Raw genomic sequence first — 14,871 nt, 5'->3', positions numbered from 1 at the left:
AGGTGTTAGTATAGCTTTTTGACACCATCTTTTATATTAACTAAGTGGTATGTAAAGAATTGTGATGGAGAACAACTTCAGAGTGTTATAAAAACTTTTATATTAACTAAGTGGTATGTAAAGAGGATATAATTTTTTATCATCAATAAATTCCTTTTATCGTTTTATATTAACTAAGTGGAAAACAGAGTGGTTTTAAACTACTCTGTTTTTATATAAAGTAAAAATAGAAATATAAATTAAGAAAGAAGTGTACATATAATTTATAAAATAAATTAAATAATAACTTTTATAAAATGTATATATAAATTTAAATAATTTTGGTTCTCTATACTCAGTTTATTTAATAAACGAAAATTTTTATTAGATAAATTATGTTATAATAAATATATAAATATGCAGTGTGCAATATTTTAAAAATAAACACTGTAATGCTTGTAAATACTGAGTTACAAGGCGCTTTTGGAAAATATCAAAAAACACTACCTTGCGCTCACTGCAAATTTTAATATTTTCTATATCTTAAAGTATTGAAAATGCCCAATTTATTTCGGAGTTTTATATTAACTAAGTGGTATGTAAATAGTTCATCACGTAATATTTTCAAAGTGGTTTTTTCTGTTTTATATTAACTAAGTGGCAAGCAGAGTAATTTTTAATTGCTCTGTTTTTTATTTACAAATTTAAGATAATAATTTTATATGGTAAAAATTGGAAGTTGATTATTGTTAAAATGGGTACTATACTTGTAGTATAAAAGAGATATATATCGAAATAATACATACAAAACTATGTACATAAAATACTTTTAAAATAATAACAATTTGATTTTAAACTTATTTTATGACATGACATAAATCAAAAAAATATGAATTATATTAGTTTAAATATTGAAGAAAGGAGTAGTCTGTTATTTTTCAGAAATAGCGAAGTTTTAGAGGAATAAATCAGAATATTTTGAAAATAAGGGGGGATAATATGAAAAATATAAAAGAGGAAGTTAAAAAACTTGAAAAAATTTTAAAAGAAAATCCTAAACTGTTTGGGTACATAGAAGGTAGGCTAGATGAAAAAATAGAGTTTATAGGAAAAATTATAAGAAAAGAGACATAAGCTCTTTTCTTATAATTTTTCATTTTGAATTTTTAAATAAGCATTATCAATTATTTTTTCTATTGCTTCCCTATCTTCCTCTTGTAGTGCAAGCATCTTTCTTAGCATTACTTTTATTTCTTCACTTGTTTCTAAATCTTCTGTAAGATCTATAAACATATTTCCCTTGCCTTCTAGGAGCCATTTTTCATTTACATCAAATTCTCTACAAATATCATTTATAGTTCTTTGCGTAATTTTCCTATGTCCCGTTTCATATGAAGAGATTTGAGAAAGTGATAATCCTAATCTTTTACCAAAATTCTTTTGTGTTAACTTCTTGGCTATTCTTATATCTTTTAATCTTTGTTGTATTTCTTCATTTCCTAAATTTTGTTCTTTCATGAAATCACCTCCCTGCCAGTACAATTATAGCATATAAAATTACGCAAAGCAACGATTGAAAGACACCAAACTACGCAATACAAAATTAAGGCGCAAAGCGTGTTGACAAACTATGCAATGCGTATTAAAATAAAAATATAGAAAGGGGGGCATTGGTATGAATCAAGAAAGAATGAAAGAATTATTTTTAAAGCTTGAATGTATACAAGAAGTAGAGCCTCGAGAATTTGGATATATAAATGGAAGAATTGATGCAGGCTTTGAAATTCTCAAAAAGGAAATAGCAAAAATATCTAAAACTAAAAGTTTAAATGATGAAAAGGGGGCATAAAATTTGAATTTTAAAAAATGTAAAATAGGCGAATCAATACAACTAAAATCTAAGAGATTTAATTTTGAAAAAGATTGTATAGTAACATCTATTATAGGTAATGAAATAAATTTAACTTATTACGATAATGAATGTAAAGAAATAGTAAATAAAGTATTGACATTAGAAGATATAAAATATAACGATTATGAACTTGTATCATTACACTGAAAAATTTTTATTAGAAGTGAGGAGATGAAATGGAGCTTTTGAAAGATGCAAGAAAGAAAGAATGGTTTTGGCTGGAGAATGCATTAGTTGATAGGGAGGATCTAAGTGTTTACGAAAAAATGATTTATATAATATTAGCTAGATATTCCAACGAAGAAAGTTTTTGTTTTCCTAGCCACAAAACTATTTCTAAAAAATGCGGATGCAGTGAAAGTCAAGTTAAGAAAGTTATAAAAAACTTAGAAGATAAACAACTTATAAAAAAAGAAAATAGGAGTAAATTAAATTCAAAGGAAAAAGATAGCAATATCTATTTCGTATTAACTTCAAAAGAATGCAAGTTACGTGGTAACCCACCCCTAGGTCATGATGTGACCTACCCTAGGTCACGTGGTAACCCACCCCTGGGTCATGATGTGACTAGTAAAAAGACTTATATTAAAAAGACTTATATAAAAAGTAATATATATAGTCCTACAGAGCAAGAAGAAAAGGGAAATGATAAAGAGATACATAAAAGAATTATTGATTACTTAAATAAAAAAGCAGATAAATCTTTTAAGAGTACAACCAAAAAAACTATATCCTTAATTAACTCGAGACTCACAGAAGGATTCGTTGAAGAAGATTTTTACAAAGTAATAGATAACAAAGTGCATGCATGGTTAGAAGATGCTAAAATGAGCGTCTATTTACGTCCTGAGACGTTATTTGGCAACAAGTTTGAATCTTACTTAAATGAGCAAACTAAAATGGATAAAAATGGAAATGAGAAGGTTAAAAGAGATAAAGAAGTGAGTAAAAATAGATTTGCTAATTTTGAACAGACATTTACTCAATATAGTAATAAAGAGTTAGATGAAATTATTAAGAAGAGTCAAAAAGTAAAGTTTGAAAAATAAGTGTAGAAAATAGGAAATTTTATAAAGTAATAAATTTGAACAAAATTCAATATTGAAGAATATAAAAATTCAATATTGAAAAAAATCATTTTTCAATATTGAAAATCGGATTTTGAAAAAGTATTGAATTTCAATACTAAAAAAAGTCTAAAAATATAGTATTTGCAAGGCTTATATAAATTAATTTCCTAACAGTGTACACACAGATTTAGATATGCTAGCAAAAAAACTTAAAAGTAGTGCAAGGATAAAAAGGCTATATAAATTTATAAAAAGTTTTAAAAGTGTTATTAAATTATAGCCAAAGTTTATTAATTAATTTCCTCGTAGAAAAAATAACTTTTAATAGAAAGAGGTACAAAAATGAAATTAGAAAATATGTCAAAAGAACAAAAAATAGCTATCATTCCTGTAGATGAGGCGATAGAAAAAACTAAAGAATATGAAAAAGATATAAACAAATACTTAAGAGAAATAAAAAACTGTAAAGAAATAAAAGTAAAAATTATAAGAAAAAACGGAAGCAAAATAGATGTTACATTTGTAAATAAATATATGAAACAGTGGTTGGATGAAGAAATTGAGATTTTAATTAATGTCATGAAAAATGAGGTTGTTCAGTTAAAAAAAGAATTGCTTAAAATGAGAGAAGCAGGTGAGAAAAATGAACAGAATTAGTATCACACAAGCGCTAGCAAAGTTTGATAGTTTGCTAGATAAATACGATAATTTTCCTGATTATGTGTATACGCTTGAGTATAGAAGTAAATTTTATGAGTGGATAAAACATCTTGAAAGAAAAAATGAACTAAAAAAATTCAGGATAGTTAATGCTGTAATCTTTGAACTGAATGGAGAAGAAGCACCGTTTTGGAATTAAAAATACATTGATAAAGGAGAGTATATGTTATTTAATATTGTAATTTTAATATTATGCTTTGATGCAGTTTTCAGCATTAGAAACAACATTAGATTAAGAAAAAGTATTAAGTTAATAGAGCAAGATATAAAAGAGATTGATAACTTTAAAAACAGTTTATACAAAAGTACTAATTCATCATTAGATATTGCAGTCAAAATAAATAGAGCTTTTAATGATGCAATTAAAACAGTAGAAAAGACTAAAGAAATAGAAAGTGAATGTCAAAAGATATATGAGCAATTAAAAAAAGATATACAAAAAGGGGTATAGTTCATGAAGAAAATATCACATATGAACATATTAGAAAAAACAGAATTCATTAATAAAATAGCATCAGAAATAAAATCTGAATGTACATCAATGAGTAGATATGATTCATTGTTGAAAGCAACAGAAGTTGTAAAAGAAATGGAAAAAAGAGAAGAATATATATCTTAAAGAGGAGAATTGAAAAATGGTTAATAGAGAAAAAGAATACATAGTAAAATTCAGAACAAAAGGTACTAAGGTTAGAGGTAAACAGTGTGAAATAGCATTTTCAACTATGGATAATGCAGAACATTTTTATGAGCATCTTTTAGACTTGAAAGAGAATTATGATATTGAGATTTCAACTAGAATAGTAACTGATAATAGAATCATTAGAATAACTAGAAAAACAGTTTAGGGGGAAATCTCTTGAAAAAAGTAAAAGTAATTGGTGGTAGGGAAAATGAATGTCCAGTATGCGGTGGAAGTGTATTTAAACTTAAAACAACCATAGGAATAGTTTGGCAATGCAAAGACTGTGGTTGTATGTATCAAGACTTTGAATGTAAGAAAAATTAAAGGAGGAATTTAAGATGGAAGAAAATATGAAAAGCCTTATTGAACATAGTGAAAATATAAAGAATTTGAAGGAAAGCATGGAAAGTACAATAGATGAGTTAATTAATCTAAATGTTGGTAGTAGTGGAATTGATGTATATAGAAAAATTATGCAAGAAGAAATACATAAAGAAACTATAAATGTATGTAAAGATAGTAAAGAAATAATTATTATCAAGAAAAGAGAAGAAGAACAAATGCTAAAGGATATAGAAAAAAATGAAAGTAAAATTGAAGATTTTTTAAGAAAATAGGCTTTGGTAATAAGTAAAATTCAAAAAAGAAAGAGGAGCATTACTTCACGCTCCCATTTGTCAAAACTCTAAAACTGTCATCACAAAATCATTATAACATAAATGGGAGTGTGAAGTAACATTGGCCAATAAAAAAGATACTTTATTCAGTAGTGCTGAAGGTAAATTATATAGTTATAAAAAAGCAAAAGCAGAAATAGAGAAAATATGTATTGATATAGAAATAATAAAGAATGACTATAGAGGATGCAGTGGTATTGAGGTTAGAGAGAAATCAAGTAGAATATATAACACTAAAAGTATAGTTGAGATAGAAGTTGAAGAGAAAGAAAGGAAAATGTTATTAAAAGAAAAAGAGAAAAGACATAAGGAATTGTTAGTTGAAAAAATAGATAATGCAATGAAAATATTAAGTGAAGAAGAAAAGAAAATAGTCCAATATAAGTATTTTTCAAATAATAGGACATCTTGGGAATATGTTGGTAGAATGATTGGATTTTCAACAAGTAAGTGTAAACAGATGAGAATAGAGATTATAGAAAAGATAAAAAATCTTCTTTAAGAATTAATAAAATGCCATAAGAAAATCGTTGAAAAAATATGATTTTCTTATGCATAATTTATAATTTATGTGTCAAGAGGTTTGAACTTGTTTTATCTTGTATCAGTTAATACCTAACTCTTATACAATATGAATTTTTTTAAAATTATGTCTAATTTAGTGTATAAATAACTAAATTAGATACATAATAATTGTGTAAAGAATTCCAATTTAGTATTTCTCAAAAATAAAAAAATATTACTGGAAATTTTAATTTCCAGTAATATAAATTATAAAAAATCTTATTTACACAAATCTATAGACATTCTAAATAAAATTATTTACTTATGATATTCATAAACTAATATTTCTCTATTATCAGGAGTTACAGCATATATCTTCATTGGTTGATATGTTAATATTTTTGCCAAATCTGTATCATAAGTTTTAAAGTTCACATAGTTAGTTTTAGGCTGATTTTTATCTCCTCCATAATTACGAAGTTCTTTATCTCTAGTACCAATATCTTTATATACTCCATTTTCAAGAGTTGCATATACATGATATTTATTAATATAATTAAGTACATCTTTATTAGTATCAGTAAGCTTGAAATAGTATCCATTATAATAAGATTGTCCAGTACTCGTATTCCACTCAAAATCTGCATAATATGTTTTATGTGCGTCTATTATTTCTTGATCAGTTGGAACTTTAACTTCTTGTTCTTTAAGTATTTCAGGTGTACTATTTAATTCTGTAATAGATAAATTATCTAAGAATGTTGTGCCACTACCATTTAATGTTATTTCTACATCAGAAGAATCTTTTCCAGTTGTTTCAAATTCATAACTAAATTTTGTGTAATTTTTTTCTGGTACTAAATAATCTGTCTTTTGTTCCTTCGCTTTTACATTTACACTTATTGAATTAGAGGCTGAAGGGTCTTTTGAGTATCCACTAAAAACATAACGTTTATAAGGCTTTAATTTAGACATAGGTATTGTAATCTTTGTTTGTCCATTTAATTTATTAGCTGCACCTTGTAAACCATCTTGATTTGTATTATTAACATTACTCCATGCACTAGGATAAGTATTATAACCATCAAAATCATTAAAATATGAAGGTGTCTTTATAAGTATATTCATGCCTCTTTCAAGTTTAATATTGTATATTTTTTTATCATCTAGAGTTTTTAATCTCTCTTTAATTGTGTCAGCTGTATAATCATCAAATACAAGTTCAATACAGCTTTCATCTATTGGTGTTCCTTTAAAATACAATAAGCCATCTTTTTTAGTAGCACCAAAAGCTTTTTCAATTGCCTCTCCAATTGTTAATTGTGGAGTTTTATCTTCGGGGTCATATGAATCTTTAGCAGCCACACGTCTTTCATAAGTTCCATCTCCTGTATCTAGTATAAGAGATGCAGAAATACTATCAACTTGACTTATATAATCTGACCAGTTGTTTCCTTCTGTTACAATTTGTCCATGACTATTCTTTGTACCAAAATTTCCACTAACTTGTGTTGTTTCCAATTTAATATTTTTCCCAGCATCTAATTTTTTCATCTGTTCATAATTTAATGGTATTAATTTAGAACTAAATTGATCCATTGTATTAAGTGCTAGAGGAGATACACCTTTTTTAGGATAAGTATCTCCAGGAGATAAGTTATTACCAATTTGATTTTCTTGTGCTTTAATAGTTGATAATGTATCTCCATCCAATACTAAGTTTGTTGTTGGTGTAACTTTATACATAGGTGCAGTACCTGTATTATAATATCTAACATTTGCATTTATATACGCTGACTCACTTTTACTTATTTGTAATCCAGTATTCCAAGATTCACCATTACTATCCTGTACAGCAGTTGAATTGTCTGTTGTATGAGAATAATTTGCTGTTACACTACCTGTAAATCCATTTTGATATCCAGCAGTGACAGACATACCAACTGTATTTGCATCAGTTTTACTGTTTGTAGTAGATCTAGAAACTGATTTTCCTTGATCTGTAGAAACATGATCATTTGTAGATAATATTAATTTTTCCATACCTACACCTACAATTGGATATGCCGCAACTAATGGGTCTCTTGCTTCTTTACTTATAGCTCTATCAAATGTACCAGAGGCTTTTTCATAATCTGTATATGGGTCTCCAGCAGTATTTGGTTCCAAATAGTTTGAGACATATTTTTTATATCCTTGCTCTGCAAAACTGTCTTCCCATTTTACTGCAATTAAATCTTTAATAGTATATCCATTTCTCTCATATGCATCTGGTATATTATCGTTATCTGTATCTAAGTCCTCATCTTCCCAATCAGACATTAGATTTGGGTCAAAGAAATTATTATTTGGGATAAATGGATCATTTTTTTCTATTTTAGAGTAATCTCTCAAGAATAAATTTTCTTCTGGTATAACTACTTTGTTACCATTTGATTCCCAATAAAGTTTAGGTGATGATAAGTTGTCTATTGAACCTAAATTTTTATCTTGTAATTCTATTCTAACTTTGTATTCTTGACCTTTTTTCATGTTGACTTTAAGTTTACTTGCCACATCACCTTTTGCATTTACTTGCATTAACACATCATCTCTGTTAGTTGATAATGTATATTCACCATCTTCTGAAGGAATTATTCTTCCTAACCAACGTACAGATTTTACATCTGATTTGTCTTTATCCAAAAGCTTGTCTACTTTCTTTTCTTCAAACTTTAAATTACCATTTTTTATTGGAGCCATTAATTCTAGGTCTTTAAAGTGCTCATCTGCGAAATAATACCCCATTAGTCCATTACTTGGAACCATATCTTCACTTGCTATTTTTCTTTTTTGAGTTGTATGATTATTTGTAGTAGTCTGTGCATATACAGGATATGCCAAAGCCTGACTAACTATAGCTGTAAGTGTTAAAAAACTTAATAATTTTTTATTTCTCATTTGTATTTTCAATATTTTTCCCCCTCTAATTTAATATTAAAATAATTTTTTATATAAATGAATTAAAGTATTACTGTCCCATCAATTATTATTTTTGTTCTAGTTCCTTCTTTAAGGGTACTAACATTATCAATTCTATATTTAGATCCCTTATTTAAAATAAATTCATATTCACTCGGAAAACCACCACCAGTTAGGCCTGATACATAAGCACCTTCAACACCTTTAGGTAATTTTAAACGTATTATAATTAATCTAGAAGTAAACATAAGTTCATTTTTACTACTTATACTAGTACTAATAAAATTTTCATATTTTTGAATTTTTCCTGACCATTTATCTTTAAATGCTTCAACATTTTCAGTTTTACTGAAATCACTTTCTGGAGAACCAATTGTCATACCAAATTCAGCAACACCTACTCTTCGATATACTGTTAAATTAGTTGGCAAAGGATAGCGTTTCATTATATTGTCAAGTATTTCAATTTTAGCATCTAGCTCTGGATTAGGGTTATTTACTGGTCCATTTGCTATTAAATAAGGATTAATTGATTGATATCCTCTACTCATATAATCATTTAATGTAGCTTTATCAGTATCACTTAAACTCTTGCCTAATTCTGAATAAGCATTCATACCCCATTCATTACCTTCGAATCCTCTATCTTTAAAATCAAGACTATTTACTAAAGATGCTTCAACTTTTATATATTGTTTTCCACTTATAACTACACGAACTGTTTTATCAACTTTTATACTATAACCTTGTTCTATTAGAGTGCTTACGGATTCACCATTTTGATATGGTAATATTCCAGTACCTTTAGGCAATTTTAGATGTACAAACAATGGTGTAGGTTTATTATCTGATTTATCTGGTTCAGATAGAGAAATATCTTTAAATCCATCTTGTGAAAATAATCTATCTTGAACTGTAGTTTTAAATTCATTAAATTTTTCTAAACTTATTTCATTCTGTGAATTTCCTCTGAGCTCTCCCTTAAAAGCAAATTTATCAGTAGATTCAAAATAGTAAACATACATAGGTTTATCTATCTTATTTTTAGATATTGCACTTTTAAGATCTTCATATTTTTTTTCTAATGGATTATTTGATATCGCGTCAGCTGTAAAATAATTTCTTTCTTTAGAATATTTACTTATCTCTACTGGATCTTTTTTATATTCTGAAAGAGCTTCTTTTTCTGGTTTTGCAAGTGCTTTTTCTACTCTTTCAGCTTCAGACCTTTCCCATTCTTTAGCCTTTTCTTTATCTTTAAGAAAATCTTCTGGTCTTTCTATTCCTGCTTTATAACTATTAGTACTTATTTTCTGTTTAGAATATCCAGATAAATTTTCAGCATAAGTTCCTTCGCTAAATAAGATGCTTGTTAAAATAAGACATAATACCAAGACTCTAGAAATATAATTTCTAATCTTTTTCATTTAAAATACCTCCCTCACATTACTTTAAATATTTAGTAATTTAATTATACAATCTAAATACAAAAATATTAGCTAGATTTCAAAATCAATATTTTTTTATTCTTTAAATGGTTTATACAATATAAAAAACAATTTAAGATATAAAAAAAAGAATTTTTATGTTTTAAAAATAAGTGTTTAGGAAATATAATAACAGTTTGTGTAAAATAACATATTATTAAAAACTATAAAAAAGATGTAAAATAGTGCATTATTTTACATCTTTTTTATAGTTTTTAAACTAATATTTTTTTATTTTAAACTCTTTTTTTACAACTTGTAAGGTTTTATCAGATATAGGACATTTATCTCCATTACTCATTTTTACATATTTTTCTTTTACATTCATAGAAAGTATATGTTCTTTATTGATTATAAAGGATTTATGTATACGAAATAGGCGTTGGTCTAAATCTACTATAGATTTTAAGCTTCTGTATAATTCTATTTCATGTTCTCTAGTTACCAATTTTATTTTATGAGGTATAGTACATGTTTCAAAGTAAATTATATTACTAAATGGAATTCTCAAAAGTTCAAAATCTTTATATACATTAAAAAAATTTTCTTGATAATCTATTTTTCTAAGATATCTTTTGTGTGTAATTTGAATACAATCTTTCATTCTTTTTTCAATAATATCTGTGTCGTATTTTGATATAAAATCCATAACTTCCAACTTATAATCGAAAATACTGAGGGCTATTTCTACATGATTTGAAAAAAATACAATAGGACTTATATAATCAATTTCTCTAATTTTATATGCTAACCATAATCCGTCACATATTTTATTATTAAAAGTATATTTAAAATTAATTCCAATTAAAAAAAGCCTTACTTTATTTTTCAAAGTGATATCTTTAAGTAATGAATCTGCATTATGATATAATTTCACAAAATCATTGTCAAATCTCTCTTTAATTAATATGTTGTTTATTTTATTGCATAATTCCATTGCAAAACTAGCATCATTATCAAACAATAATATATCCATTTTGACTCCTCCTCCATATAGTAAAAATGAAAATTACAAGTAATAAAGAAAAAAATTATTATACTTATATAATATAACTTTGAACATACTACATCAATAAAATATTTTACTTTTATAAAATATTTTACTTTTATAAAATATATTTTAAATATTTATTTTTAAATTTTTGAATTATTTATTAAGATTTATTATGTTTAAAGCTAAAATTAATTTGATAATTATAAAATTAACAATCAAAAATAGTGTAAAAACTAATACTTTTTGTTAATATTAATAGATAAAGATAATCTAAGGTGGTGATTAAACTGACAATAGAAGAATACAAAAACAAATACTCTACTGGAAATAAAATTGTACTTCCTCTAAATAGTTTTGATAACAAAGAACTATACTATCATGAAACTGAGAATATATTAAATTTAATAAATGAAACAAATAAATTAACATCAAGTAAGATATTTAAAGTAATAGAAGATAAAAATGACTTGGCACTGGAGTCTTATTATTCTAGTGTAATAGAAGGTGCTTTTTCAACTAGAAAGATTGCAAAATCTATAATTAGAGGAAAGATGAAACCTAGTAATAAAAGTGAGTATATGATTTATAATAATCATAGAGCCTTAGAATATGGATTAGATAACCTAGATAAATTGTATAGTCATAAATTCATATATGACTTACATCATATATTGGGTGAAAACTGCTTAGATTCAGAAGAGTACGAGTATAGAGCTGAAAAAGTATATGTATGTGATTCAAAAGGTAAGATTATACATACAGGGCTTGATTCTTTGAAGATATATGACTTTATGGGTAAATTAATAGAGTTTATGGAAAATAGCAAAGTCAGTGACTTAATTAAGAGTGCTATAATTCATTTCTACTTTGTATATGTTCATCCTTTTAGTGATGGTAATGGAAGAACATCTAGAGCCTTATCATATCTATATTTGATTGATAAAGGATATGATACTTTTAAAGAGTTTTCAATATCATATATGATATCTAAAAACAGAACTAAGTATTATAAGGCTATACTTGATGTAGAGAATAAGGGATATAATTTAACTGTATTTATAGAGTTCATGTTAAAGTCCATAATACAATCTATAAATGAAATGAGAGACATGCATGATAGGAAGTCTTTAGAGAGTGTGTTGAAAGAAGAGTTATTTGAAAATGATATAACTCTATCAGCAACAGAAGAACATATATTAAAATATATCTGTAGTAAAGATAACTATTCTATGACATTAGAGAACTATATTAAAAAGAATAAAAGTAGGTACTTAAAGGCTGGAATAAAGGAAATCGAATTAGTTGACCAGTTAATGGAAGTGTTTAATAATCTTGAAGAGATAGAGATTTTATCTAGAGAAAAGGATGTATATAAAGTTAATGATAAGTACTTGAAGATGCTTGATATAGACTAATTTAGATAATCTAGAGAGGGAATATATGAATAATAAGAAAAAGGCATTTTTGATTTCTGGAGCTATAAATGTAATTTTATTAATCATTGTTTTTGCATTGTTTAGTTATAATATTATAGAAAATAGTACAAGAAATATGATAATAACTGTGATTCTAATTTTTATTTTTGAAATTATAAAAATAAAAATTCTAGAGAAATATTATAACCTATAAACAAGAAATATCTTTCCTAAGAGCATATTGTAAAGTATGCTCTTAATTTAGTTATATAGATTTAAATGTAAATAATGTCTTTTTTGTAGACGATTTATGTACGATTTATGACCGATTTGTGTACGATTTGTGTCTTTTAATCATGATAATATTATATTATGAAAAAATATATTAAATAAAAAATGGCTTGGAATTTATATTCTAAGTCTTTTTTTATACAAAAATTCAATTATTAGATTAGGAGGTAGTAGTATGTTGAAAGTTTTGCAAGAGAAAAATATAAGGATGATATGGTCAAAAGATGGTAGTGAGGTTTGGTTTAATGCAAATGATGTAGGAGATGAATTAGGTATAGCAAATATTCGTGATACATTAAGAAATATAGATAGAGAATATAAAAAGAAATTTAATGAGTCTACTGTCGGAGATTCCGACACTAGAAATTTTAAAAGTAAATTGCCAAACTTTGGTACTATCTTCATTACAGAAGAAGCAGTATATAATATGTCATTTAGAAGTAATAAACCAGAGGCAAAACTATTTACAAAGTGGGTTTCTAAAACTCTTAAACAAATTAGAATACATGGTTATTACATTGCTACAGAAAAAGACCAAGAATGGATAAACATAAGAACAGAAGGCAAAAAAGTAAGAAAAGACTTCACAGATGAAATACAAGAGTTTGTTTATTATGCTATTAGTCAAGGTAGTAATAAGCCTCAAATGTATTATAAACATTTTACTGAACTTGTAAGAAAAAAACTAGGAATCCCAAAAGATGTAAAAAGAGATGAATTAAATCAAAGTGAATTGTTTGATATACAAGCACTGGAAAGAGTTATATCTATGAAGTTACCTAAGTTAATAGATAAAGATATGAACTATAAAGAGATATATAGGAAAATTAAAGAATTAATAGATATAATTTAATGCTATCTAAATAGATGGTATTTTTTTATGCAATAAAACAAGTATTTTTAAAAGAGGTGTTTGAAATTAAACGAGATATAACAGATGAAATTTTAAGTGCTGCATATATACCAGACAATCTAAAGTATTATGACAATGTAATGAGAGAAACTCCTGGTATGTATGGAAGGGAATGTTCTTTAGATTTTATAAAGAAAAAACAAGAAAAACTTCTGAAACTAAAAAAGAAGATTAAAAGTAACTATCATTCTAAGATTGATAAATTAGATTTGTATTTAAAAGTTTTAGAAGAAAGTATAATTGATGAATCTGATCATGTTGAATTAGTTACGTTTAAGTTATATTTACAGTTAGAAAATGTAGTGAAAGTAACTAGAACTGTAAATGACTTAGGATTTAGAATAAAGACCAGTACTTATTCTAAAGAGAGAAGATACACTACAAATGATATAACCTCTATAATTACAGATTCTTTTGCTAATGTAGATGAAGATTTAAAAATGTTAGTTCAAGAGAGACAAAGAAAAAATTACTATGGGAATAAGGAGTGTTTTTAATGAATGGAAGCACATAAAGGACAAAAAGTTAATCCTATAAAAGATATTGAAGATGTCTTTAGGCTTTTAAATTTTTTAGAGGAATGGAATGAAAGAAATTACTTGTTAGCTCTATTTGGAATGTGTACTGGACTTAGAATAGGGGATATATTAGCACTTAAAGTTGCAGATGTAACAGATGTAAAATTAGATAAAAAAGGGAAGAAGATAAGAGTATCTAAGGATTGGATTAGAGTTATAGAGGAAAAAAGGGATTATGATAGAGAAGTTTTCTTATCTGATGTAATAAAGAGTGCTATAGAAAACTATACTCAAGATAAACCTGGAGAGGAGTTCTTATTTAAAAGTGGTAAGAGAAAGAAGTTTAATAGACCTATTCAAACAAGGCAAGCAGGAAGAATAATAAAAGGAGCAGCAAAAAAGGTAGGAATAAAAGAAAATGTTGCAACACACTCTTTAAGAAAGACATTTGCAAGACATATTTATGATGAAGAAGAAAATAAGACTTATGCTTTAGAACTTATAAGAAAAATATTAGGTCATAAGACTATAGAAATGACAAGGAAATATATTGGAATAGATAAAGAAGAAGAAGTTAAAGCGATAACTAAATTTACTAATAAATTGAAGAAGAGGAAAAGAGTTTAGAAATATCCTATATTATATCTAATATTTAGGATGTTACGTTTTTCAACAATAGGACATTATATAAATTTAAATAGCCTTAATGATAGAATTTGCAAAGAACAGGATAGTTTTATTAATA

General features: G+C 26.0%; 21 protein-coding genes. 17 read left to right on the top strand and 4 right to left on the bottom strand.

The genetic code is table 11. The annotated features are described in order from the left end of the window. Positions 1-978 precede the first annotated feature (978 nt). Positions 979-1,113, top strand: a complete 135-nt coding sequence (locus KGF36_RS20305; RefSeq protein WP_255287871.1) for a hypothetical protein — start codon at positions 979-981, stop codon at positions 1,111-1,113. 9 nt (positions 1,114-1,122) lie between these two features. On the opposite strand, the gene KGF36_RS17435 is transcribed toward KGF36_RS20305, so the two are convergent. Then, positions 1,123-1,497, bottom strand: a complete 375-nt coding sequence (locus KGF36_RS17435) for a helix-turn-helix domain-containing protein (protein WP_227829904.1) — start codon at positions 1,495-1,497, stop codon at positions 1,123-1,125. Positions 1,498-1,654: 157 nt separating this feature from the next. On the opposite strand from KGF36_RS17435, the gene KGF36_RS17430 reads away from it, so the two are divergent. The 11 genes from KGF36_RS17430 (at position 1,655) to KGF36_RS17380 (ending at position 5,545) form a co-directional block, all read left to right on the top strand. Further along, positions 1,655-1,828 carry a hypothetical protein gene (locus KGF36_RS17430; RefSeq protein ID WP_227829903.1) on the top strand — a complete coding sequence of 58 codons (174 nt, stop codon included), beginning with the start codon at positions 1,655-1,657 and terminating at the stop codon, positions 1,826-1,828. A 3-nt stretch (positions 1,829-1,831) separates the two neighbouring features. Beyond that, the gene (locus KGF36_RS17425; RefSeq protein WP_227829902.1) at positions 1,832-2,038 is read left to right on the top strand and encodes a hypothetical protein; all 207 of its coding nucleotides are present in this window, start codon (positions 1,832-1,834) and stop codon (positions 2,036-2,038) included. 29 nt (positions 2,039-2,067) lie between these two features. Next, complete coding sequence (locus KGF36_RS17420; RefSeq protein WP_227829901.1) at positions 2,068-2,940, top strand: conserved phage C-terminal domain-containing protein; 873 nt, start codon at positions 2,068-2,070, stop codon at positions 2,938-2,940. Between the two features lie 363 nt (positions 2,941-3,303). Further along, positions 3,304-3,618 carry a hypothetical protein gene (locus tag KGF36_RS17415; protein WP_227829900.1) on the top strand — a complete coding sequence of 105 codons (315 nt, stop codon included), beginning with the start codon at positions 3,304-3,306 and terminating at the stop codon, positions 3,616-3,618. Next, the gene (locus KGF36_RS17410; protein ID WP_227829899.1) at positions 3,605-3,820 is read left to right on the top strand and encodes a hypothetical protein; all 216 of its coding nucleotides are present in this window, start codon (positions 3,605-3,607) and stop codon (positions 3,818-3,820) included. Before KGF36_RS17415 ends, KGF36_RS17410 begins: the two co-directional genes overlap by 14 nt. Positions 3,821-3,844: 24 nt before the next feature. Further along, on the top strand, positions 3,845-4,132 hold the full coding sequence (locus KGF36_RS17405; protein ID WP_227829898.1) for a hypothetical protein: 288 nt from the start codon (positions 3,845-3,847) through the stop codon (positions 4,130-4,132). A gap of 3 nt (positions 4,133-4,135) precedes the next feature. Beyond that, positions 4,136-4,300, top strand: coding sequence for a hypothetical protein (locus tag KGF36_RS17400; RefSeq protein WP_227829897.1), 165 nt, complete (start codon positions 4,136-4,138; stop codon positions 4,298-4,300). Positions 4,301-4,316: 16 nt separating this feature from the next. Next, positions 4,317-4,529, top strand: a complete 213-nt coding sequence (locus tag KGF36_RS17395) for a hypothetical protein (protein WP_227829896.1) — start codon at positions 4,317-4,319, stop codon at positions 4,527-4,529. Between the two features lie 11 nt (positions 4,530-4,540). After that, positions 4,541-4,690, top strand: a complete 150-nt coding sequence (locus KGF36_RS17390; protein WP_227829895.1) for a hypothetical protein — start codon at positions 4,541-4,543, stop codon at positions 4,688-4,690. A 14-nt stretch (positions 4,691-4,704) separates the two neighbouring features. After that, a complete protein-coding gene (locus tag KGF36_RS17385; protein ID WP_227829894.1) occupies positions 4,705-4,983 on the top strand; it encodes a hypothetical protein in 279 nt (92 codons plus the stop codon). A gap of 121 nt (positions 4,984-5,104) precedes the next feature. Beyond that, positions 5,105-5,545, top strand: a complete 441-nt coding sequence (locus tag KGF36_RS17380; RefSeq protein ID WP_227829893.1) for an RNA polymerase subunit sigma — start codon at positions 5,105-5,107, stop codon at positions 5,543-5,545. A gap of 320 nt (positions 5,546-5,865) precedes the next feature. On the opposite strand, the gene KGF36_RS17375 is transcribed toward KGF36_RS17380, so the two are convergent. The 3 genes from KGF36_RS17375 to KGF36_RS17365 all read right to left on the bottom strand — a co-directional run bounded on the left by KGF36_RS17375 (position 5,866) and on the right by KGF36_RS17365 (position 10,971). After that, the gene (locus KGF36_RS17375; protein ID WP_227829892.1) at positions 5,866-8,499 is read right to left on the bottom strand and encodes a binary toxin-like calcium binding domain-containing protein; all 2,634 of its coding nucleotides are present in this window, start codon (positions 8,497-8,499) and stop codon (positions 5,866-5,868) included. A 50-nt stretch (positions 8,500-8,549) separates the two neighbouring features. Beyond that, positions 8,550-9,935 carry an ADP-ribosyltransferase gene (locus KGF36_RS17370; RefSeq protein ID WP_227829891.1) on the bottom strand — a complete coding sequence of 462 codons (1,386 nt, stop codon included), beginning with the start codon at positions 9,933-9,935 and terminating at the stop codon, positions 8,550-8,552. A gap of 280 nt (positions 9,936-10,215) precedes the next feature. Next, the gene (locus tag KGF36_RS17365) at positions 10,216-10,971 is read right to left on the bottom strand and encodes a LytR/AlgR family response regulator transcription factor (RefSeq protein WP_227829890.1); all 756 of its coding nucleotides are present in this window, start codon (positions 10,969-10,971) and stop codon (positions 10,216-10,218) included. 293 nt (positions 10,972-11,264) lie between these two features. Here KGF36_RS17365 and KGF36_RS17360 point away from each other — a divergent pair, with 293 nt between their 5' ends. The 5 genes from KGF36_RS17360 (at position 11,265) to KGF36_RS17340 (ending at position 14,753) form a co-directional block, all read left to right on the top strand. After that, positions 11,265-12,404: a Fic family protein gene (locus KGF36_RS17360; protein WP_227850732.1), complete on the top strand. Its 1,140-nt coding sequence runs from the start codon at positions 11,265-11,267 to the stop codon at positions 12,402-12,404. 25 nt (positions 12,405-12,429) lie between these two features. Next, entirely contained in the window at positions 12,430-12,618 is a 189-nt protein-coding gene (locus KGF36_RS17355; protein WP_227437227.1) for a hypothetical protein, read from the top strand. A 252-nt stretch (positions 12,619-12,870) separates the two neighbouring features. Continuing rightward, positions 12,871-13,548: a Bro-N domain-containing protein gene (locus KGF36_RS17350; protein WP_227829888.1), complete on the top strand. Its 678-nt coding sequence runs from the start codon at positions 12,871-12,873 to the stop codon at positions 13,546-13,548. A 14-nt stretch (positions 13,549-13,562) separates the two neighbouring features. Next, positions 13,563-14,105, top strand: coding sequence for a hypothetical protein (locus tag KGF36_RS17345; RefSeq protein WP_227829887.1), 543 nt, complete (start codon positions 13,563-13,565; stop codon positions 14,103-14,105). 3 nt (positions 14,106-14,108) lie between these two features. After that, positions 14,109-14,753: a tyrosine-type recombinase/integrase gene (locus KGF36_RS17340; protein WP_227829886.1), complete on the top strand. Its 645-nt coding sequence runs from the start codon at positions 14,109-14,111 to the stop codon at positions 14,751-14,753. Positions 14,754-14,871: the final 118 nt, after the last annotated feature.

Source organism: Clostridioides sp. ZZV14-6009 (assembly GCF_020658095.1).
Classification (GTDB): Bacteria; Bacillota; Clostridia; order Peptostreptococcales; family Peptostreptococcaceae; genus Clostridioides.
Note: the sequence above shows the minus strand (reverse complement) of the source record. Positions and strands in the feature narration are given on the sequence as shown.